General features: G+C 70.7%; 24 protein-coding genes, 1 tRNA gene and 2 pseudogenes. 9 read left to right on the forward strand and 18 right to left on the reverse strand.

The genetic code is table 11. The annotated features are described in order from the left end of the window. Positions 1-89 precede the first annotated feature (89 nt). The 8 genes from ACFWSK_RS20225 to ACFWSK_RS20260 form a co-directional block, all read right to left on the reverse strand. Positions 90-260: a hydrophobic protein gene (locus ACFWSK_RS20225; protein ID WP_383787877.1), complete on the reverse strand. Its 171-nt coding sequence runs from the start codon at positions 258-260 to the stop codon at positions 90-92. A gap of 220 nt (positions 261-480) precedes the next feature. Further along, positions 481-1,083: a DUF1707 domain-containing protein gene (locus tag ACFWSK_RS20230; protein ID WP_383787879.1), complete on the reverse strand. Its 603-nt coding sequence runs from the start codon at positions 1,081-1,083 to the stop codon at positions 481-483. A gap of 49 nt (positions 1,084-1,132) precedes the next feature. Beyond that, entirely contained in the window at positions 1,133-1,255 is a 123-nt protein-coding gene (locus tag ACFWSK_RS20235) for a hypothetical protein (RefSeq protein ID WP_383787881.1), read from the reverse strand. Positions 1,256-1,384: 129 nt separating this feature from the next. Beyond that, entirely contained in the window at positions 1,385-2,365 is a 981-nt protein-coding gene (locus tag ACFWSK_RS20240) for an alpha/beta fold hydrolase (RefSeq protein ID WP_383787883.1), read from the reverse strand. A gap of 312 nt (positions 2,366-2,677) precedes the next feature. Beyond that, positions 2,678-3,160 carry a hypothetical protein gene (locus ACFWSK_RS20245; protein ID WP_383787885.1) on the reverse strand — a complete coding sequence of 161 codons (483 nt, stop codon included), beginning with the start codon at positions 3,158-3,160 and terminating at the stop codon, positions 2,678-2,680. Between the two features lie 34 nt (positions 3,161-3,194). Next, a complete protein-coding gene (locus ACFWSK_RS20250) occupies positions 3,195-3,851 on the reverse strand; it encodes a response regulator (protein ID WP_383787888.1) in 657 nt (218 codons plus the stop codon). Next, the gene (locus ACFWSK_RS20255) at positions 3,848-5,050 is read right to left on the reverse strand and encodes a sensor histidine kinase (RefSeq protein WP_383787891.1); all 1,203 of its coding nucleotides are present in this window, start codon (positions 5,048-5,050) and stop codon (positions 3,848-3,850) included. The genes ACFWSK_RS20250 and ACFWSK_RS20255 overlap by 4 nt, the downstream gene beginning before the upstream one ends. Positions 5,051-5,627: 577 nt before the next feature. Further along, positions 5,628-6,065, reverse strand: a complete 438-nt coding sequence (locus tag ACFWSK_RS20260; protein ID WP_383787894.1) for a tail fiber domain-containing protein — start codon at positions 6,063-6,065, stop codon at positions 5,628-5,630. Between the two features lie 454 nt (positions 6,066-6,519). Here ACFWSK_RS20260 and ACFWSK_RS20265 point away from each other — a divergent pair, with 454 nt between their 5' ends. The 4 genes from ACFWSK_RS20265 to ACFWSK_RS20280 all read left to right on the forward strand — a co-directional run bounded on the left by ACFWSK_RS20265 (position 6,520) and on the right by ACFWSK_RS20280 (position 8,835). Next, positions 6,520-7,326 (forward strand): hypothetical protein, encoded by an 807-nt coding sequence (locus ACFWSK_RS20265; RefSeq protein WP_383787896.1) that lies wholly within the window; start codon positions 6,520-6,522, stop codon positions 7,324-7,326. A 161-nt stretch (positions 7,327-7,487) separates the two neighbouring features. Continuing rightward, positions 7,488-8,105, forward strand: coding sequence for a DinB family protein (locus tag ACFWSK_RS20270; protein ID WP_383787898.1), 618 nt, complete (start codon positions 7,488-7,490; stop codon positions 8,103-8,105). 92 nt (positions 8,106-8,197) lie between these two features. Beyond that, positions 8,198-8,371 (forward strand): hypothetical protein, encoded by a 174-nt coding sequence (locus tag ACFWSK_RS20275; RefSeq protein WP_383787900.1) that lies wholly within the window; start codon positions 8,198-8,200, stop codon positions 8,369-8,371. Continuing rightward, positions 8,368-8,835 (forward strand): GNAT family N-acetyltransferase, encoded by a 468-nt coding sequence (locus ACFWSK_RS20280; protein ID WP_383787903.1) that lies wholly within the window; start codon positions 8,368-8,370, stop codon positions 8,833-8,835. Before ACFWSK_RS20275 ends, ACFWSK_RS20280 begins: the two co-directional genes overlap by 4 nt. 292 nt (positions 8,836-9,127) lie before the next feature. Here ACFWSK_RS20280 and ACFWSK_RS20285 read toward each other — a convergent pair whose 3' ends face one another. Both ACFWSK_RS20285 and ACFWSK_RS20290 read right to left on the reverse strand, forming a co-directional pair. After that, positions 9,128-9,457, reverse strand: a complete 330-nt coding sequence (locus ACFWSK_RS20285) for an NIPSNAP family protein (protein ID WP_383787906.1) — start codon at positions 9,455-9,457, stop codon at positions 9,128-9,130. A 144-nt stretch (positions 9,458-9,601) separates the two neighbouring features. Beyond that, on the reverse strand, positions 9,602-10,330 hold the full coding sequence (locus tag ACFWSK_RS20290; protein WP_383787909.1) for a hypothetical protein: 729 nt from the start codon (positions 10,328-10,330) through the stop codon (positions 9,602-9,604). Between the two features lie 605 nt (positions 10,331-10,935). On the opposite strand from ACFWSK_RS20290, the gene ACFWSK_RS20295 reads away from it, so the two are divergent. Continuing rightward, a tRNA-Trp gene (locus tag ACFWSK_RS20295) sits at positions 10,936-11,011 on the forward strand. Between the two features lie 2 nt (positions 11,012-11,013). On the opposite strand, the gene ACFWSK_RS20300 is transcribed toward ACFWSK_RS20295, so the two are convergent. From ACFWSK_RS20300 to ACFWSK_RS20320, 5 genes are all read right to left on the reverse strand, one after another. Then, positions 11,014-11,556, reverse strand: a complete 543-nt coding sequence (locus ACFWSK_RS20300; RefSeq protein ID WP_383787912.1) for an MOSC domain-containing protein — start codon at positions 11,554-11,556, stop codon at positions 11,014-11,016. 138 nt (positions 11,557-11,694) lie between these two features. Further along, a complete protein-coding gene (locus ACFWSK_RS20305; protein ID WP_383787915.1) occupies positions 11,695-11,859 on the reverse strand; it encodes a hypothetical protein in 165 nt (54 codons plus the stop codon). Positions 11,860-12,086: 227 nt separating this feature from the next. Beyond that, entirely contained in the window at positions 12,087-12,482 is a 396-nt protein-coding gene (locus ACFWSK_RS20310; protein WP_383787918.1) for a hypothetical protein, read from the reverse strand. A 269-nt stretch (positions 12,483-12,751) separates the two neighbouring features. Beyond that, positions 12,752-13,081, reverse strand: a complete 330-nt coding sequence (locus tag ACFWSK_RS20315) for a GNAT family N-acetyltransferase (protein WP_383787921.1) — start codon at positions 13,079-13,081, stop codon at positions 12,752-12,754. A gap of 33 nt (positions 13,082-13,114) precedes the next feature. Continuing rightward, complete coding sequence (locus tag ACFWSK_RS20320; RefSeq protein WP_383787923.1) at positions 13,115-13,255, reverse strand: hypothetical protein; 141 nt, start codon at positions 13,253-13,255, stop codon at positions 13,115-13,117. Between the two features lie 166 nt (positions 13,256-13,421). Here ACFWSK_RS20320 and ACFWSK_RS20325 point away from each other — a divergent pair. After that, a pseudogene (locus tag ACFWSK_RS20325) lies at positions 13,422-13,604 on the forward strand (hypothetical protein); the annotation flags it as partial. A 108-nt stretch (positions 13,605-13,712) separates the two neighbouring features. On the opposite strand, the gene ACFWSK_RS20330 reads toward ACFWSK_RS20325, so the two are convergent. Genes ACFWSK_RS20330 through ACFWSK_RS20340 form a run of 3 tightly spaced genes read right to left on the reverse strand, consistent with a single transcriptional unit; the run spans position 13,713 to position 15,579 of the window. After that, complete coding sequence (locus tag ACFWSK_RS20330) at positions 13,713-14,381, reverse strand: NUDIX domain-containing protein (RefSeq protein ID WP_383787926.1); 669 nt, start codon at positions 14,379-14,381, stop codon at positions 13,713-13,715. Then, on the reverse strand, positions 14,378-14,755 hold the full coding sequence (locus ACFWSK_RS20335) for a DUF4406 domain-containing protein (RefSeq protein ID WP_383787928.1): 378 nt from the start codon (positions 14,753-14,755) through the stop codon (positions 14,378-14,380). The genes ACFWSK_RS20330 and ACFWSK_RS20335 overlap by 4 nt, the downstream gene beginning before the upstream one ends. A gap of 38 nt (positions 14,756-14,793) precedes the next feature. After that, a complete protein-coding gene (locus ACFWSK_RS20340) occupies positions 14,794-15,579 on the reverse strand; it encodes a DeoR/GlpR family DNA-binding transcription regulator (protein ID WP_383787930.1) in 786 nt (261 codons plus the stop codon). A gap of 258 nt (positions 15,580-15,837) precedes the next feature. Here ACFWSK_RS20340 and tpg point away from each other — a divergent pair. The 3 genes and pseudogenes from tpg to ACFWSK_RS20355 form a co-directional block, all read left to right on the forward strand. Further along, a pseudogene (gene tpg / locus ACFWSK_RS20345) lies at positions 15,838-16,127 on the forward strand (telomere-protecting terminal protein Tpg); the annotation flags it as partial. 267 nt (positions 16,128-16,394) lie between these two features. Next, positions 16,395-17,651 (forward strand): MFS transporter, encoded by a 1,257-nt coding sequence (locus ACFWSK_RS20350; RefSeq protein WP_383787933.1) that lies wholly within the window; start codon positions 16,395-16,397, stop codon positions 17,649-17,651. Beyond that, the gene (locus ACFWSK_RS20355; protein ID WP_383787936.1) at positions 17,648-19,495 is read left to right on the forward strand and encodes an alpha/beta hydrolase family protein; all 1,848 of its coding nucleotides are present in this window, start codon (positions 17,648-17,650) and stop codon (positions 19,493-19,495) included. The genes ACFWSK_RS20350 and ACFWSK_RS20355 overlap by 4 nt, the downstream gene beginning before the upstream one ends. The last annotated feature ends 114 nt before the right edge of the window (positions 19,496-19,609 follow it).

Genomic DNA, 19,609 nt, shown 5'->3' on the forward strand with positions numbered 1-19,609 from the left:
TTTACGCCCCCTATCCCTTCACCCGGGGGGGGCCCCCCCCCCCCCCGGGGGCCCCCCCACCCCGGATGTACGAATGGAGCTGTCGCTGCCTACCAGCGGTACCAGCGGCCGCGACGGCCACCGGCCCCGGCGGAGCGCATGACGAAGCCGAGCAGCCACAGGGCCAGCACGATCACGGCCACGATCCATAGAGCCTTCAGCGCGAAACCGGCGCCGAAGAGAACCACAGCGAGCAGAAGAACGAGAAGCAGGGGAACCATAGTTATCAACCTCCAGAGCAGCGTGTGCCCTGGCAATCCCGCCCCATTCCCCCGAATTGGTGGGACTGTTTCCTCCCCGAACGGGCACACGCTATCGCTCGGCAGCCACGGGCGTCCCTTCACCTGCGAAGGCCGAACCGGAATCCTTCGGAATCGGCGCTGAATCGTCTCGACGCCGCCTTGGCGGGCCCGCTCCCCTGCACCGAGTCCGGGCCACCGCTCAGCTCTGGGGCCTTTGACGCTTCAGCCTCCGCCGTTCCCTGCCGTTGGGATGACGAATGACCACGCCTGCCAGGCCGCCGGTGCCCGTGAGGCGGATCAAGGGTGTCCCAGGGAGCCTGTAGGGGGACGTCTTGTCCTTCAGACCGCCGTAGGAGGGGTCCACCGCGTCCGTGTCGGCGGCCCAGCCCTCGGGGATGACGATCGTGACCCCGGCGGCGTCGCCATGCACGTCGACATCGACCACCGGCCGGCGGCACACGGCCTGTGTGAAATCGAGCGTGACGCCGGCCATACCGCCGTACACCGTCACCTGTGCCGGTACCTGCCACGGCCCGACGCGCTTCACACCGTGATATCCGCCCTTGAGGATCAGCGGTTTCCCGGGGTCCACCGGGGCCGCGGACGGCAGGTCGGCAGTGGCGTGATCCAGATCCGCCCGGGTCCTGGCCCCCAGCGCATGCCCCAGCTTCGCGTCCAGTTCGGCGAAGTCGATGCGGCCGTCGGCCACAGCCGCCTTCAACTGCTCCACCACCGCTTCGCGCTCCTCATCGGACACGCGCACATCATTCCGGTGGGCGGAGCCCGGCAGTTCAGCGGTCATGGTCCCAGGGTACGGACGGATGAACGATTCGACGCCGGGTTCCGCGCAATCATTCCGCACCTCCGACGAAACAGCTCCGTTGGACCTCGATGGAGCGTGCCCCGCCGAGCGGCCCTATGAACTCGGCCAGTTGTTCGTCGGTCGCTCCGAGCCGCGCGGCGACCTGCGGCATGAACGACTCGAAGTGCGTGTACGAGAAGTGCCGCGTACCGGACAGCGTGCGCGCCAGCCCCGCAGGCGGGGCCAGATCTCCGGCCGGCTCGGCTCAACAGGCCGTCTCGTCAGCGGGCAGGCCGTCTCGTCAGGCGGGCAGGGAGGCGAGCCAGTCGGTCAGGAGCCGGTTGACCTCGCTGGGCCGCTCCTGCTGGATCCAGTGGCCGCAGCCGTCCAGGATCTGAGAGGACATCAGGCCGGGCAGCGTGGCGGGGTACGCGTTGATTGCCTCAGCCATCCACATGGTGGAGGCATCCCGGCCACCCCCGACGAACAGGGACGGCTGGGTGATGGGCGCACCGTCGAAGCCCGCGAGATCCTCCCAGTCACGGTCCATGTTCCGGTACCGGCCCAACGCCCCGCTCATGCCCGTCCGTTCGAACTCACCGGCGTAGAGATCGAGGTCGCCCTCGCTGAGCCAGGCAGGACGGGGACCGGACGGAAAGCGGTCGCGCAGGGTTCCGCCGCGGGCGATGAAGTGGGGGTCGGGAGCATCGGCACCGGGCATGGTTTCTCCGTCCAGGGCTGCGTAGAAGCCTGCCAGCCAGCCGCGTACGTCCGGCTCGATCTCGGCCTCGGCACGGCCCGGCTCCTGGAAGTAGGAGACGTAGAACTCCTCGTCGCCACCCATCTGCGCGAAGATCTCGCTGGGCCTCGGCCCGCCGCGTGGGGCATAAGGAACGCTGAGCAGTCCCACCGCACGAAAGACGTCCGGCCTGACCAGGGCGGAGTTGGCGGCGATGGTCGCCCCCCAGTCGTGGCCGACGATCACCGCGGACTGTTGGCCCAGTGCCCGCACGACCGCGGCGTTGTCCTCGACCAGCTCCAGCATGCGGTAGCCGTCGATGCCTGCGGGCTTGGACGAACGGCCGTAGCCGCGGACGTCGATGGCCACCGCGCGATACCCGGCTTCGGCCAGGACCGGCAACTGACGGCGCCAGGAGTACCAGGATTCAGGGAAGCCGTGCACGAGCAGCACCAGCGGCCCGTTGCCCTGCTCCGCCACGTGGATACGGCCTGCGGGGCCCGCGATCAACCGATGAGTGACGTCTGGGGCGTGCTGCGACATGGGTCTCCCCTGCTCTCGACGTGCCGTGAGCTGTGCGCCCGAGGCTGATGTCTTGATCATGAACGGGACGGCTCGGGTGAGGCGAGTCCCGTTGCCGGTTCGGCAAACGGCACTGGTGTCCGTAGCCACGCGCCCGCCCGCGGCCGGGACCGGTGCTGAGCCAGCAGAGCCCCCTGTCACCGCACGCGGCAGCGAGGGGTTGGCGGCAGCGGCCTCCACCACGTCCCAGTTGGAGTCGTGACGATCGCGCCGAGCAGCGACGAGCGGACTCCGTGGAGGTGGACCGAATGGTGTTCCTCGCTTCCCGGTTGATCAGCGGGGCGGGAAGTGCGAGAGGGCAAGCTCCCACTGGTCGGCTGCGGCAAGGAGCGCAGCCGTGTCCAGCCGCACCTCCACGGCGTACTGGTAGATGTCGGGGCCGCCATCGGCCTGCTGCCACGGAGGTGCCGCTTCCATGGACAGATGAACGCGCAGCACCGCCCCGTCCTCGGTCGGGGCGGCGACGCTGAAGGCCAGGACCGGCTCGACGAACCAGGTGTCCGGGGACAACCCGTCGGCGTCATCGGGCACGGTCGCGGCCACCGTGCCCGCCGCCACCGCGCGAAGCCAGGCGGCCACCTGGCGCGCTTCATCGGTGAGCAGACAGGGGTCGGTGAACGTCCAGCTGCCCGCGGTGGTCGTGACCGCGCCACCGACGACCAGCCAGTTGTCGTCGTAAGAGTCGCCCCTGGCGGCGGGAAACTGATAGCGCAGCGGACGGAGTTCGACGCTGTTCGTCCGATCACTCAAAAGCACAACGGCAGGATGTCACGACCGCTCCCGTCTGCGTTCACCGTGACGGTGCCACCATCCCCGACTCGTAGGCGAGGATGACGAGATGGACCCGGTCGCGGGCGTCGAGTTTGGACAGCAGCCGGGCCACGTGCGCCTTGGCAGTGGAGACGCTGATGCAGAGTTGGGCGGCGATCTCGCTGTTGGACATGCCGCGGCCGATGAGCGTCAGGACTTCGCGCTCTCGCTCCGTGATGCCCTGGACCGCCCGGGGCCGGGGAGCGGGCTCGGGACGTGCGGCGAACTCCCCGATCAGGCGGCGGGTGACGCTCGGCGCGATCAGGGCGTCTCCCCCGGCGACCACGCGTACCGCTGCGAGGATGTCGTCGAGGTCCATGTTCTTGACGAGGAATCCGCTCGCGCCGGAGCGCAGAGCCGCGTACACGTAGTCGTCGTCGTCGAACGTGGTGAGGATCAGGACCCGGGTGGTCGCCCCGTCGGACGTGATCATGCGGGTGGCCTCGATGCCGTCCATGCCCGGCATACGGATATCCATCAGGACCACATCGGGCGCGACGTCCCGTACCGCTTGGAGTGCCTCGGCTCCTGTCGCGGCCTCTCCCACGACCTGGATGTCGTCGGTGTCGGCCATGAGTACACGCAGTCCGGAACGCACCAGCGGCTGATCGTCTGCGAGGACGACGCGGATCGTCATGACAGGTGGGCTCCTTCGGGCAGGGGAAGCACGTCGGGCAGGGGGAGCCGCGCTGCCACACGGAAGCCGCCTTCGGGGAGCGGCCCGGCGGTGAACCGGCCGCGCAGCAGGGCGACCCGCTCGCGCATGCCGACGATGCCGTAGCCGGTGTCGCCGCGCGTGCCCGTGCCGAGGCTGCCGCACCCCCCGTCCTCGACCTCGACGGACAGTTCGCCGCGCCGGTAGTCGACGGTGACGTGACAGTCGGAGGCGCCCGCGTGCCGTACCACGTTGGTGAGCGACTCCTGGATGATGCGGTAGGCGGCGAGTTCGATGTCGGCCGGCAGCGTGTGTCGTTCCCCGCGCCATCGCAGCTCCACACGGATGCCGGTGCCACGCGCCGATGCGACCAGATGCTCCAGACCGTCCAGACCGGGCGTCGGGTCACGTGGCGCGCAGCCCGGCGCCGAGTCGGAGTCCGCGTGACGGAGCGCGCCCAGCGTCCGCCCCAGGCCGGCAAGCGTCTCCTTGCTGGTGGCCTCGATGGCAGCGAGTGCGTTGCGCGCCTCGTCCGGCTGCGTGTCGATGACGCGCCTGCCCACTCCCGCCTGGATGGCGATGACGCCGACGCTGTGCGCGATCATGTCGTGCAGCTCGCGTGCGATCCGGAGCCGCTCGGCGGTGACGGCCTGGGCGGTGGCCCGGGAGTGCAGCGCCTCCGTGTGTTCGCGGCGCTCCCGGGCCGAGTCGCCTGCCGTCCACGCGGCAGCGAGTGCCACGACGACGAACGCGAGACTCTCCATGTGCGGCCCTGTCCCCGACCGGTGGTGGAGTGCGAACAGCGTCTGGGCGCCAAGGGCCATGGCGGCGGCGGCGAGCGAGGTTCTGCGCGGGCGGGTGGCCGCGGTGTAGCCGACGGCGAGGTCACAGATCAGCACATACAGGAGGCCGAGTTCCGTCATGCTCCTGGCCGCTGCCCCGGCGAGGCCACCGATCAGCAGGACAGCGAGGGCCGGCAGCGGACTGTGCCGCAGCCGACTCGCGGTCACTGCCGTGAGCGCGACCGCCGACAGGAGCAGGAAGGCGGAGAACCCTTCGCGGCTGTCACGCATGGTGACGTACAGAATCCAGGGGTACGCAATGGCTCCACCCCATGTCAGGGCCACTCCCGCGACGCGCAGTGCGCTCTTCGGCAGCGGTGGGCGTGGCATGACGGGCATGGCCTGATCGTAGTTGCGGGCGTCCCGGCGGGCTATCGGCCCGTGGGCCTACGCCTACGGGCTACTCCTCGGCACCGGCGGCAGGCACGGCCTGCGTTGCGGGGCCCGGGGACGGGGTGCCGGACGTGAAAGCCCCGGCTGGTCGGGGGAGGCCAGCCGGGGCGGTAAAGGGTGTGGGTTCGGAGGGCGGTCGCCTCTCGGCGGGGGGCTCCATGGGGCTTCAGCCGAACGATCTTCCCCATGGGCTATAGGTGAGGCCCGGGGACACTGTCCCCTCCGTACCCACATAAAGATGAACGGTCAACCATCCGGGGTTGTTCCGGGACTTCTCCCCCGGCGACAGTGAGCTGCGCCACCCCGCCCCGACTCCAGCGCGGTCAGGGGCCGTAGCGACGGCTCGCCGCCAGGTAGCCGTCCGGCTCCCCCACCCCGTGCCGCGGGCCACCGCGACGGCCCCTGCTGTTGAGACACGGGTGCGGGCCCGGGGGGGGCACGGGTGCGGGCCCGGGGGGACACAGCCCCGGGCCCGCACCACTGCATCGACTGCCGCTACTCCGTCGATCCGAGGGGCGCGCGGTTACGAGGTTCCCGCGCTGGGGGCCCGCCCCGCGGATGCGGCCACCTGCGTCCGGAGCTCCCCGACCTCTCGCTGAAGCTCTGCGATCTGCCGGTGCAGGGCCTGGATCGCCACGAGGGCGACCCCGTTGGCATCGGTGCAGCAGATCGTTCTGTCATCGGCCCCGAGGCCGAAACTCGCCCGCCAGTCCTGTGCCATCGGCCCCAGGTGACGCACTTCGTCGTCCTCCCAGCGATAGCGCCAGGTGCTCACCGGCAGATCCACCACGGCAGCCAGCACATCGAACCCGTTCACGGCGACGGCCGAAGCGGCCACCGTCTCCCCGGAGGCCGTGGACGTCAGCCCTGCGGGATGGGGCACATCAGGGTGCAGTCGCGCCCGGTAGGCGCGCATGCCGGCGGCCCGGGCGCGGCGGAGACGTTCGGTCAGCGATCCCATCGCACCGGGCTCACGTCGGCCTTCACAGCCCGGTCGGAGAACAGCAGAGAGCCCAGCGGAACCCACTGCGTGGAACCCCCGGGTGCCGGGTCGGCGGCAGCCGCGCTCTGCTCCACCACGCGTACCTGCGCAGGCTCTGCCGCCGAAGCCGCCGAGGCAGCACCGAGGCACACCGACACTGCGGCGACCGCAGCGGAAGACACAGCGGCAAGACGGGTAACTGCGGTAACAGACATGGGCACGCTCCTGGTTGGTCGTCGATCCGATCATCCAAGAAACGACGGCGGCTCCCATCGGTCACGGGTCCGGGCCGTTTGACCACGTTCCAGCTGGGGCCTGCTCTCGGGGCGGGCGCAGCCACCGCCGAGGGCGTCCCCGATGTGGCCCGTTGGCCGGGCAGGCCCGGCAGCGAGGGCCTGCCCGGCCCGCCGTAACCGCTCGGTAGGCTCGGCCCATGCCGCCTGCCGAGCCTCATGCCGCCCCCTTCCACATACCGGCCGAATTCGTCCGGTACGCCGTGGCAGTGGAACCCGCGGAAGTCGGCTGGGGATATGCGAACGGCCGGCTGAGCGCCGAGGATGCCGTGCGGCTCGCCTTTCTGCGTCGATGCGACCTCAGAGAGCGGGCCGGCGACTTCGCTCTGTTCGAAGCGCTGGTGCCGTCCTCGCCCGAGCTCGACGTCCTGTGCCGTCGGCTTGCCCGCAGCCAGGACGATGCCCACCGCGTCTGGGACCATCTCGCTCTGAACTGGTCCTGCTCCCGCGCCGACGGGGAGGCGGACCACCACCTCCTGGGTGCGCCTGCTGCGGGGCGGGAGGAGTTTCTCGTCGGCCGTGCCGCCTCCGGGCAGGGCATGAACTGGCAGAACTCTTCGGCCCTGCTGGGAACCGACCGGCCGGAAGAGGTCGACGCGGCTTTCGACCGCGAGGAGCATCTGGTCGGTGTGGCAGTGATCGGTCTCGCGCTCAACCATCCCGACGCGCACGCGATCCTGCCCAGGGTCGCCCGGGCGCTGGAGTCGACGGACGCGGAGCTGCGTCATCAGGGCCGTGTCGCACTCGCGCACGTAGCACGGCTGCACCGCACCGTCGACGGCCGCTGCCTGGAACTGCTGCGGTCCCAGCCCCGCGGCAACGAAGCCGACGACGACCTGTGGTCCTACGTCCCCCACCGTCGGCTCCCGCTGTGGCTGTGGCGCCACCATCTCGCTGAACGGCTGGTCCGGCTGCTGCGTGGCCGAATGGCGCGACTGAAGTCATGACTCAGGGCGCGGCTGGACACGCGGCTGACGCACAGGACCCTCACCGGAAAAGGGGAGGCCGGGACGCGGGCCGTTGTGCGAGGCTGGCGGGCTGTCAGCCGTCCCTCCTCGAACTCCCGCCGCCCCTTCTCGACCTCGTACCGGCCCACCATGGAGCATCAGTGACACCACCTCGCCTGGACCCCTTGTTGCACCAGTTCGACTTTGCCTGCGAGCGCCTGACCGGCCGCCTGACCGGACCGGTGATGGACAGCGGAGACGGTTCGGAGACAAGGGTTGGTCCCCTGACCGGCGAGGAGTACTTCTGGGAGCCGGTGCCGGACTGCTGGTCCGTCCGCCGGCGTGCGGACGGCCCGGGAGCGCGTGCGACCCTCCTGGCCGGAGCCGGAGACTGGGGGCGCGACGCCGCGTCGTACCCGCACCCCTGGCCGCCGCCCTTCACCACGCTCGCGTGGCGCCTGAGCCACCTGAGCGAGATGCTGACCCTTCGCGCGGAGCACACAGCCGGCGGCCGCGCCCTGACGCGGAGCGACTACCGCATCAGTGGGGACGTCACCGGCGCCGTCGCCGCCTTCACTGCCGGCGCCACGGCCTGGCGGGAGGCACTGCTGAGCGTCGACGACACCGCGCTCGACACCGTCGGGTACTGCACCTACCCGCACGGCAGCGATGCGGAGGAGCCGTTCCTCGACATCGTGTGGTGGGTCAACCAGGAAGTCCTGCACCACGGGGCCGAAATCGCGCTGATGCGCGATCTGTACCGCGCACGGCAACGCTGAGACGGCCTGCCGGCAGCGGTCGCCGGTGACGCCGGGCGAAGGATCGCGGTGCGCGACTCCCACCCCCGGCGTGCGGGGCGCACCGTTCGGCCGTGGATCATACGGATGTGACCAACGTGGAGAGTGCTCTGTTCAGCCGGCATACGGCCGCCGTCGATCCGGACGCCTTGCCGTTCAGTACACACGTACTGAACGGCGACGGTCCGCCCGATGCGCGCATCGAGGCGTGGTGCGGCGACGTGCAGGGAGGCGAGGTCCGCCGATGAGCTCCAGTGCGGTACGGGTGCGCCACGCGCGCATCACCGACCTCCCCCACGTCGCACAACTGGCGGCCGAGCACGCCCGGTACGAGCGGGCCGCGCCGCCGCCCTCCGACCTGGCGCTGCGCCTGAAGTCACTGCTCTTCGGCAGCACGGCTCCCCGCCTGCGGTGCTTCGTCGCGGAACTGGACGACGCCGAGATCATCGGCTACGCCTCGTGCGCACCGGAGATCTCCACCTGGGGCGGAACCGAGTACCTCCATATGGACTGCCTGTTCCTGCGGGACGGCCAACGCGGCCTGGGGGTCGGCCCGATGCTCATGGAGGCCGTACGGTCCGAAGCGCGCTTCCTGGGGCTCGGCCTGGTCCAGTGGCAGACCCCGGCATGGAACACGGACGCGATCAGGTTCTACGAACGACTGGGCGCCGAGGCGAAGGAGAAACTCCGGTTCTCCCTGCCCGTGGACTGAAACCGATCCTTTCCGTCAGCTGTGCGCACACGTTTCCGGCTACGAGATCACAGCGGCGGTCCGGCGGGAGAACGCGCGGGCGTTCCATGACCTGGCCTCAGATCGGTGAGAAGGCCGCAGTTCCGCTGTCGTCCGGCCGCCTCCCGTCCAGTGCCAGGCAGGTGTCCAGCAGCCGGGCCCGCACCTCCGGGCCGTATCGCTCGCGGGCTGTGCGGGCGGGGACCAGGAAACCGCGGAAGGGATGGGAGACGGAGGCGTCGGCTCCCGCCTCCTCGATGCGAAGGCCATCCGCTCACTGGGAAGGGGTGTCCCCGCTCCCCTGGTCGAGGGGCCGCAGGAAGCGGCGCTCGTAGCGCCGGATGCACTGCGTCCGGCGAGCCAGCTCGAACGCAGCCTGGCACTCGGGGTCGGTGACGCTGTCCGCCCGGTACCGCTCGTACTCGGCAAAGCCGGGGAACGAGAAGAGCGCGTACGCGATGTCGCTGTCGCCCTCGCTCGGCAGGAAGTAGCCGTGGTGGGTGCCCCCGAAGCGGTTGACGAGGGTGACCCACCGGCGGCCGTACTCCTCGAAGTCCTCGATGCGGTCGGGGTCGATCTCGTACTTCAGATGAATGGTGATCATGTGACGGCATGATGCCCGAGCGGAGTGGGCCCCGCTGTACCGGGTACCCGGTAGCCGCCGACCGGGCCCCGATCCCCGCGTGGTCCGACGACGATCCCGGTCCGCCGGCGGAGGCGCCCGGCCGACGGCGCCCCCGCCGGGCGGCTACCGACGACCATACAGACGGGCGCGCAGCAGGTTGGGGTCCGTGGCCGTGGTGTACGCGGCGCTGAGTACGTACACGTCCTTGCCGCGCAGCGCGACCGAGGTGGGGTTCTGAAGTCCGTCGTCGGTGTCGAGGACCGTGCTGGTCGTGCCGTCGGACTGGATGCGCACGAGCTCGCTGGGGGCGTTGAGCGTGGCGAGGACCTCGTTGCCCCGCCCCGTGAAGGCGAAGTCGTCGATGCCGGTCATGCCCGATGCCTTGACCTGCGGCGCACCCGCACGGTTTCCGAGGCGGATCGGAATGCGCAGGAGCGTGCCCTTGTCGAGGTTGGTCACCCACAGCGCGCCACCGTGCACCTTCGCGCCGTTGGCTCCGAGGAAGCCCGTCGAAGCCAGTTCGGGCGCGGTGGACCAGGCGGTGGGTGTGCCGCCGGTGGTGGGGACGGTCCACACCGTCCCCAGGACCGAGTCGGTGATGTAGAGCTGTCGGGCGTGCCGGTCCAGGGCGAGCCCGTTGGGCAGGCCGTCGGCGGGCAGTGCGGCGATGCGCTGCGGCGCCTTCCCCGGGATGAGACGCCACAGCCCGGTCAGGTCCCCCGTACCGGTCGCGTACAGCACGTACACGGTGCCGTCCGGGGCATGTACGACCCCGGTGGTGAGGGGGAAACCCAGGACGGGTGTGTGGACTCCGCCGTCGGCGGGTGCGGGCAGCGTCGCCAGGATGCGCATGGCGCCCCCAGGAGCGACCTCGGCCACCTGGCGGGCGGCCGCGAAGGTGACGATCGCCGTCCCGTCGCGCAGCAGGGCGATGTTCTGTCCTTCACCTTCACCCGGCGCAGTTGGGTCGGCGCACCACCTACTGCGGTGTACCGCCTCATCAGCGACGTGTCACGGATAGCGACGTGGAGCCCGAGCGCCACCGGGGTGAACTACGTGCCGGGCGACGGCCCTTGGGTGGGCGCGCGGTTCAGCGGCCGCAACCGCGGGGACGGGCGCGAGTGGGTCACGCATTCCGAGGTGGTGTGAGCCGATCCGGGCGTGGCGTTCGCCTTCGTCGTCGCAGGAGCCGCACACGGCATCGCCCGGTGGAGTTGGCAACTCCACGCGCGGGGCACGGGCTGCGTCGTGGAGCAGACCTGGCAACTGCTGCGTATCGTCCGGTCCTGGGCAGCTCACCCACGGACATCGAGGCGTTGCGCGACCACATGGCCGACAGTGCCGAGTCCACTGTGCTCGCCCTGGCGGAGTGGATCGCCGACCGCCGGGCATCACCCTGTTGACGCACGTAATCCAGTTGGCCGGTACGGCCGGGCGTGCCAGGATGACCGGCACCGAGGGGTGTAGCTCAGAGGCCAGAGCGCCGGTCTCCAAAACCGGATGCCGCAGGTTCGACTCCTGCCACCCCTGCCAGGTCAGACGCGTTCGAGCGGCCGGTGCGGCTCGGCGGGGAGTTCCACCCCGATGGTGTCGCCGGGGCGCACCGCCCCGCCCTCCAGCACGATGCTCATGATTCCGGCCTTCCGTACGATGCTCCCCGCCGCGTCCCGGCCCACGACCTGCTTCAGCAGCCCGTCCTGGAACTTGTCGATCTGGCGGCATGGGTTGCGCAGGCCGGTGACTTCCACGACCGCGTCGTCGCCGATGCGCAGCCGGGTGCCGACGGGCAGGCCGAGCAGGTCCAGTCCACGGGTGGTGACGTTCTCGCCCAGTTCCCCGGGCGTGACGGTGAAGCCGGCCTCGCGGAGTTCGGTGAAGAGTTCCTCGTGGATGAGGTGGACCTGGCGCAGGTTCGGCTGCGTGGGGTCCTGCGCGACGCGCGAACGGTGCTTGACCGTCACTCCCGCGTGGATGTCGCCCTCCACTCCGAGGCCGGCCAGCAGTGTGACGCCGTCCCGGTTCGGCTTGGTGAACGAGTACGCGCCGTTGCTGCTGACTGCTGTCACTGTCCCGCTCATGCTGTGGAACCCCCTCTTCACACGCAATGATGATCCGCCCAGAGCCTGCCTCCGGGCGGTATCCCCCGGGCCGCGCACGATGCGCAGCCGCGGCTCATCCGCCGCGTGCCGCGGAGCCCTTCCGTCCCCCGGGTAGGGTCACTCGGTCTCGTCGGCGACCGGCGGGAGGTCCGGTTCCATGAACAGGCCCGCGTACTGCGGCTTCGGCTGGCCTCCGTCGAGGCCGGGGCCGGTGAGCGTCTGCCCGTCGGCAGGAGTGTCGTCCACGCGGCGCTGCGCCTGACGGGGCGAGGCATAAGACATCGAGTCTCCAGTACATGGCGGTAGCGGTGAGAAGACACAGCCCGAGCAGATTGCAGGGCTGGTCCGGCGACGAGTTTCCGGCGCCGGTGCGGCGACAGTTCCACGAATCGGAATCTTGCCGCGCCTGGAGACTGTAACCCCCGGATCGGGGGGACAGCCAGGCCACCACGGCGAGGGGCGGGCACCAGTGCCCCAGATCCTTCGGAGTCGGGCCGTTCAGGAGGATCTCAGCTGGTGGCCGCCGCCCCGTCACCCTGCGACGGCGCGAGCTGTGAAGCGGCGAGGATCGAGACGCGAGTGATGAGCGCGGCAATCAGAGTCGTACCGATTCCTTCGACGCGGAGTTCCGCTCCCGCCGCTTCGCCGAGCCAGGAGAGCAGCCACCAGATGAGGGCGTCCTGGACGACGCCTGCAGCCCCGAACGCCAGCAGGAGCGGAGCCCTGACGCGCGCCGAAGGCCCGATGAACACGAGCTGGGTCAGGAGAGCAACAGCGATGAAGGCAACGGCAGTTGAGTACGCCACGTCGACACCCTCTGCTCCGAGGGTGACGCCGGGCAACAGGCCACCGGCGAGGCAGACTCCGACGAGAGCGCCGAGCTTGCGCCTTGCTTGATCCGTCATGTGCGCACCCTGACACACCGCGACCCAGTCCGTGAAGAATATGTGAAGCCGGGTTCGGCATGTGATCCGCAGCCGGGTCCGATGACCGAGGTCGCACGTGCCCGGCCAGGGCTTCAGCGGGTGCGCACCACGAGGGCCGGGCGCCCCGGGCCATCCGGAATCCGGACTTGGCCGAGACTTTCCCTCGGTCGCGACGCTCTACTGAGCTGAGCCCTGTATCTGCGGCCCCGCAGAAGACCCGCTGACTGGTCAGGCATTCCTGAAGACGCTCAGGTCCGAGCGAGGCGTTCCGCCTGCAACGTCAGCTTGAACCCGTCGTGACTCCGGTCGAACCCGAGTGAGCCGTAGAACCGATGAGCCTCCTCGCGCCGCTTGTTGCCGGTGAGCTGTACCAAGGTGCACCCGCGCCCACGGGCCCGGTCGATGGCAGCCACCAGCAACTCGCGGCCCAGTCCCGCCCCGCGCCGGTCCGCACGCACGCGTACGGCCTCGATGAGCGCACGCTCCTGACCGTGGCGGCCCAGGCCCGGGATGTAGGTCAACTGGAGACAGCCGAGGACCGTACCGTCGCCCTCGTCGATAACGATGCTCGTCAGCACATAGCGGGCGAGCGCGAGGAGCAGGAGCGGCCGTCACGGCCACCCGATCGTCGCGCTGATCAGCGGGATGGCGCCGGCTATGGAGCCGAGGGCGAACACGGTCACCGTCTGGCCCGCGGCCGACTCCGAGACCCCGAGATCACCGCTGATCGCGGGCAGGATGCCCGCAGGCATCGTTTCGAGCATGATCGTGATGAACCCTGCGGCCGCGAGGGCGAGCAGACCGCTGAGAGGGAGACGGCCGCGCTACGGGGTCGGATGTCTGTGGTGCGTGAGTCATGACCCGGCCATGCATGGTTGACATCAATGTCAAGGTCAAGCCGGACCGGGAGAACAGTGCATGGACGTCCGCAACCGCGCGACCGCCGACGGCACGGTCGTCCAGGTCTACCAGTGCAACGGGACCCCGGCCCAGTCGAGGACGCACCGGTCCGACCGCACCTTGCAGAACGTCAAGTCCAGGCTCTGTCCGGACGGGCAGGGCAGCGGGGAGTTGTATCCATGCGTGCACGCAGGTGACGCCCAGCGGTGGGGCCTTCCCGGGCCAGCAGTGACCGATGCGGATTCCGGTGGCCGTCGCCCGCTTCGGGCGGCGGCCACCGGCCGTGCCGCGCCCCTCACGCGGGGACGTTCACGGTGTCCGTCCGGGGCCGAACGGGCCTTCCAGAGCGGCCCATTGGAGCAGCATGATGGTTTTGGCATCGGCGATCCGCCCCTCACGGACCATCGCCAATGCCTGCGGGAAGGGCAGTTCCAGCGTGGTGATGTCCTCGCCCTCGGCGGCTACGCCTCCGCCGCCCTCGGTCGTGGTCGCCGAGGTGTAGGGGGCGGCGAAGAAGTGCACGCGTTCGGTGACCGAGCCCGGGCTCATATAGACGTCGAAGAGGTGCTCGGCCGCGCCCACGGCGTATCCGGTCTCCTCGACCGCTTCCCTGCGGATGGCTTCCTCCGGGCTGTCGCCGTCCAGGAGCCCGGCGGCCGTTTCGATGAGCATCCCGTCCGGGTGGCCGTTGACGTAGGCCGGGAGGCGGAACTGCCGTGTGAGGAGAACGGTGCGGCGCTCGGGGTCGTACAGGAGGATCGTGGCGCCGTCGCCCCGGTCGTACGTCTCGCGTTGCTCGCGGCTCCAGTGGCCGTCGCGGTGCTGGTAGTCGAAGGTCGTTCTGCGCAGCACGTACCAGTCGCAGGAGAGGACCTCCACCTCGTGGACCCGCACGCGCGCGTTGCCGGTCAGGTCGCGGCCGTGGCGGTCGAGACCCGTACGTCCGCGGCGGTCGGGGGTGTCGATGCCGGCCGTCAACGGACGGCCGGGACGTCGTCGAGGCTGTGGTAGACGTGCTTGCCCTCCGCGCGGGCCTGCGACACCATCCTGTCGGCTCCCTCGGAGGCTCCGGGGATGCGCAGCACGGCGTCGCAGCGTGACAGCAGTTGCTCGGCCATCGGGTGGAAGATCTCGTCGAATACGGCGTCGCCCGGCCGTTCGCTTCCCGCCTCCTCCAGGAGGGGGAGGGCCAGCGCCTCTCCGGTGATCCCGAGATGGCCGGCGCGGAAGAGGGCCAGCGCGGTGCGGGTCATGGCGCGTACGTTCGCGTCGAGGGCGGCCGGGTCGTCTCCGGTGCCGGACCGGTAGGGGCCTGCGACGAGGATCATCTGGGGGCCGGGAGCGGTGTTCATGGCATCACCTCGGTAGGAGAGGGGCGGGGGTCGGGCATTCAGGCAAGTACGACGGGTACGCCCGCTTCACGCAGGGCCTTCAGTGTGTGCGGGCCGTTCGGATGGGTTTCGGGGTACTCGGCGGCGGCGTCGGTGACGAAACTGTCCACCGCGCCGAGCGGTGCGACCTGGCTGAACGCCCGGACACCGAGTTTGGTGGCGTCGGCCACCGCGACGGTGCGGGCCGCCTGGGCGAGGCCAGCCTGCTTGACGGCCGCGTCGTCCAGGGAGAACTCCGACCAGCCGTGTTCGGCGTGGACGCCCCCGATGGACATGACGAAACAGTCGAAGGCCAGCGACTCCAGCGTGCGCAGGGCGAGTGGCCCGACCAGCGAGCGTTCCCCCGCACGGGAGCGTCCGCCGACGACGATCAGGTCGATCCCGGGGCGGTCGGCCAGGCGCACCGCTGCCTGAAGGCTGAGCACCGCCACGGTCAGGGGCGCCCGCGCGGCGAGGTGTTCCGCGACGTGGACGGTGGTGGTGCCGGCGTCGAGCAGCACGCGGGAGCCCGGTTCCACCATCGCGGCCACGCCCGCGCCCAGACGGTTCTTCGTCGCCGCCTGCCAGGGTTCGCGTGCCGAGAAGCCCGCGTCCTCGGCACGGGTCCGGGTGGCGACGGCTCCCCCGTGCACTCGGCGGACCAGGCCCTTGCGTTCCAGCGCGTCGAGGTCGCGGCGCACGGTCATCTCCGAGACGCCCAGGCGCTGGGAGAGCTCCGCGACGGAGACGCGGTCGGAGCCCTGCACCAGCCGCAGGGTCAGGTCGAGACGATCAGCAACACTCATGAGCCATTTCTACCATGCAAATGTTTGAATGCACGGAAACTTGTGCGATCAGTGATGTCACCAGCAGGTTCACCGCTGTCACCCTCGCGTCTTTCGGCGCTACGCATGGTTTCGGTCAGGGCGGAGGTGGCCCCAGTGCCCAACGAGCAGGACGAGCTCTTCGCTTCGGTGGACGCCTCGCTGGAGCAGGCGGCAGCACAGAACGACCTGCCGGACCCGGCCGAACGCAAAAGGCCGCGGGAAGCCGGTGGGCTGAGCCAGCAGGCCGCGACCACGGGCGGCATCGTGATCGAGACCCGCGCGGTTCGGATTCACCGCCGCCCCGGGGACGACGGACGACGGCCGCATCAGACTCATCACCCAGCACCTGCCACCGGCCCACGCTGCCCGGCTGTTCGATGCGCAAGCCGGCGGGGCCACCGAGGCTCAGCTCCAGCACATCGCCGCCGAAGGTCTCCAGGAGATCTATATTCAGGGACCGGGGGCGCCGAGCGGAGGGCCTACTGGTCGAGCTCAACGAGATCGACTACATCGAGATCGATTTCTGACGCCGCCCACAGGTCGCGGCTCCCGCGGAGAGCAACCGAGTCCGATGTGAGACGGCCGCCACCCGCCGCGCCGTGCACGCCGCTCAGATCAATTACCCGGCACCGCGGAAACCTCGTTCCTTGATCGAGAATTCCATTCGAACGAGGGTGTTGTGACGGGTGCCCCTGTTCGATACGATCGCTACCCTCGACGGCCGTAAGTCCGCTTATCACAGGGGGCATTGTGGGTGCGTTCGCGTCAGCAATCCGCCCCGGGCGGGATTCTTGATGGACAAGGCCGAGGAGAAATTACAGTCTACCGACCCTGATTTACCTGAAATCCCGTCCACGTCCCCGTTCCGTAGACGGGATTTCCTGCTCTTCTGGACGGCGGGCGCCGTCGACGGTCTCGGCACCTGCGCATCCTCGCTCTTTCTTCCGCTGATCCTGCTGGGCGCCGGATATCCGGCCGGGCTCGCGGGACTCGTCGCGTCGGTGGCACTGGTCAGCGGACTGGTGGTCTCGCCGGTCGCCGGCGTGTTCGCCGACCGGTGGCCGCGCAAGCCGATGATGTACGCGGCGGCCCTGGTCGCGGCGGGCGCCATGGGATCGGTCTTCGTGACCGTGGCCCTCGGCCATGTCGTCCTCGTCCACGTACTCGTCGCGGCCGCGGTCGAGCAGGCGGCCAGCGCCACCTACGGGGCGGCGGCCTCCGGGACGATCCGGCGGCTGGTGCCGCCCGAGGGGTACACCCGGGCGATCGGATACTTACAGGCCCGGGACCAGGCGGTGCAGATCGTCGGGCCGACGCTGGGCGGCGTGCTGTACCAACTGGCACGGTGGGTGCCGCTGCTCGCGGACGCGGTGTCGTTCCTGCTGGTGGCGGTGTTGAGCAGGGCGATCCGCGCGGACCTGACGCCCGGGCGGGACGGTCCGGCCACGTCGTTCACCCGTGACCTCGCCGAAGGTCTGCGGTTCGTGTGGGCCGAGCCCTTCCTGCGCTTCGTGGTGGTGTGGACCGCCGGGATCAACGCGCTGCTCGGCGCGCTGTACTTCCACGCGGTGTTCGCCTCCCACGCACAGGGCGCCAGCCCCTCCTCGATCGGGCTCATCCTCACCCTGGCGGGAGTCGGCGGGCTGCTGGGCGCACTCGCCGCGCCGTGGCTGGTGCGGCGGGTTCCGGCCGCGCGGATCGTGACGGGCGCCTCGTGGGCCATGGTGCCGACGGCGGCCGGGCTCGCGTTCGCGTCCCGCACCTGGGCCTACGGGCTGCTGTTGAGCGGGGTGTCGCTGATCGTGCCGTCCGTGGTGGTAGTGCTGCAGACCCGGGCGGTGCTGGTCACCCCCGACCGGCTGCTGGCCCGGATGGGGACGGTGCTGGGCACCGCCGGCCAGGGCGTCGCGGTGCTCGCGCCGGTGGCGGCGGGGGTCCTGGTGGCGGAGTACGGGGGCCGTACGGTGGCGTTGGGCTGCGCGGGCGCGTTCGCCGGACTGGCGCTGTACGCGACCGCGAGGGCCGGACTCGTGGCCCGGGAGGCGCCGTGACACCGGCCCCGCCGAAGGCGGCCACGCGCACCTACGGCGTCTACCGGCCGGTGCTGCCTGTGACCAGCCCCCGGAACCCGGACCGGATGGTGTACACCGGGGACGCTGACGGCCGGTGTGAGATCTTCGCGTGGGACCGCTCCAGCGGCGTCGAACGGCAGTTGACGGACCGTCCGCACGGCACGCTGCTCTGCGCCGTCGACGACGACGAGGCCGTGTGGTGGTTCGACGAGGACCGTGGCGGCAGCGGCGGCTGGCGCACCCAGGACTTCCACGGCGGTCCGGACCGTCCGGCGATGGCCGGGGTGCCGTACGGGCGGCCTGCCGGGCTGGCGCTGGCGGCCGGGGGCACGGTGGCCGTCGGCATCCGGAGCCCCGAGGGACTCAGCGTCCATATGGGACGGCGCGGCGGCACCGGCACATCCGTCCTGCGCACGACGGACTCCGGCACGCTGTGCGACCTGGCGCCGGACGGCGGGCTGCTGGCGGTGTCCGGACCCGCGCACTCCGCCCGCGCCGTAACGCTGCTGACCCCGGACGGGACCACCGTCGCGGTGCTCTCCGGCACCAGGGAACGCACCTGGGCGCTCGGCTTCGCGCCCACGCCCACGCCGTTACCCGGTCCGACGCCGTCCTGCGGACCCGCGCCGACGCCCGGCCGCACCCTGCTGCTGGTCATGCGCGAGCGGGCCGGCCGCTACCACCTCGGCACCTGGGCCCCCGGGCGTGGACTGGAGCTGCTGCCCTGGTGCTCGTTCGACACCGAGACGACCGCCCGCTGGTACCCCGGCCCGGGCGGCACGCGGGTCCTGCTCCGGCAGGACCGGCACGGCCGCAGCCGGCTGTTCACCGCCGACCTGGACCGCCGGGAGCTGACCCCGGTGCCCACCCCGGAGGGCAGCATCCTGGACGCGTCACCGGCCGCCGACGGTGACGTGCACTTCATCTGGACCGACGCGGTGAACGTGCCGCGCGCGCTGTCCCTGTCAGGTGCGCCGCTGCCCGGGCAGAGCCAGTGGCGCCTCCCCCGGTTCGGCCACCGCCAGGACCTGTGGACGCCCGGGCCCGACGGCCCGGTGCACACCTTCGTCACCACACCCGTCGGCCGTCCCGCGCCGCACCCGCTGATCCTGCTCGTCCACGGCGGCCCGGCCGACCACGACCGCGACGCCTACGACCCCATGGTGCAGGCCCTCGTCGGCTCGGGTCACGCCGTGGCCCGCGTCAACTACCGGGGCTCGACCGGCTACGGGCCGCGCTGGCGCTCCGCCTACTCCGAGGGTGTCGGCCACACCCAGGTCGCCGACCTGGTGCGGGCCCGGGCCGAGCTGCTGGACCGGGGCATCGGCCGCGAGGGCGCCGTGGGCCTGTGCGGCACATCGTGGGGCGGCTATCTGACGCTGCTGGCCATGGGAACCCGTCCGGACTTGTGGAACGTCGGGGTGGCCGTCAAGCCGCTCGCCGACTGCGTCACGGCCTTCCGGCATTCCACGCCCGCCCTCCAGGCGCTGGATACCGCGCTGTTCGGCGGCACTCCGGACGAGGTGCCCGATGCCTACGCCCACGCCTCCCCGTCCTCGTACGCGGCCGCCATCCGCTCCCCGCTGCTGGTCGTCGCCGCGCGGCGGGACGCCAAGTGCCCGCCGGAACAGATCGAGGCGTACCTGGCCGTGCTGCGCGCGGGTGGTGTGGCCCACGAGCTGATGTGGCTGGACTCGGGCCATGACGGCTACGACGGCGCCGACCACCTGGCCGTGATCCAGCGGTCCCTCAAGTTTCTCGGCCGCGGGCTGCCTTCGGCGCCCGTGCCGGCCGAGCCGTCCCCACACCCGGAGAGGAGGTGAACATCATGCAGAAGGACATCATCCACGGCGACCCGCTCGACGGCGACGAGGAGAGCCGCAAGCCGGGCGTCGGCGTCGTCGTCTACCTCCGCTCCGCGGAGGAGATGGAGGACG

The organism is Streptomyces sp. NPDC058620 (genome assembly GCF_042717135.1).
Lineage (GTDB): Bacteria > Actinomycetota > Actinomycetes > Streptomycetales > Streptomycetaceae > Streptomyces.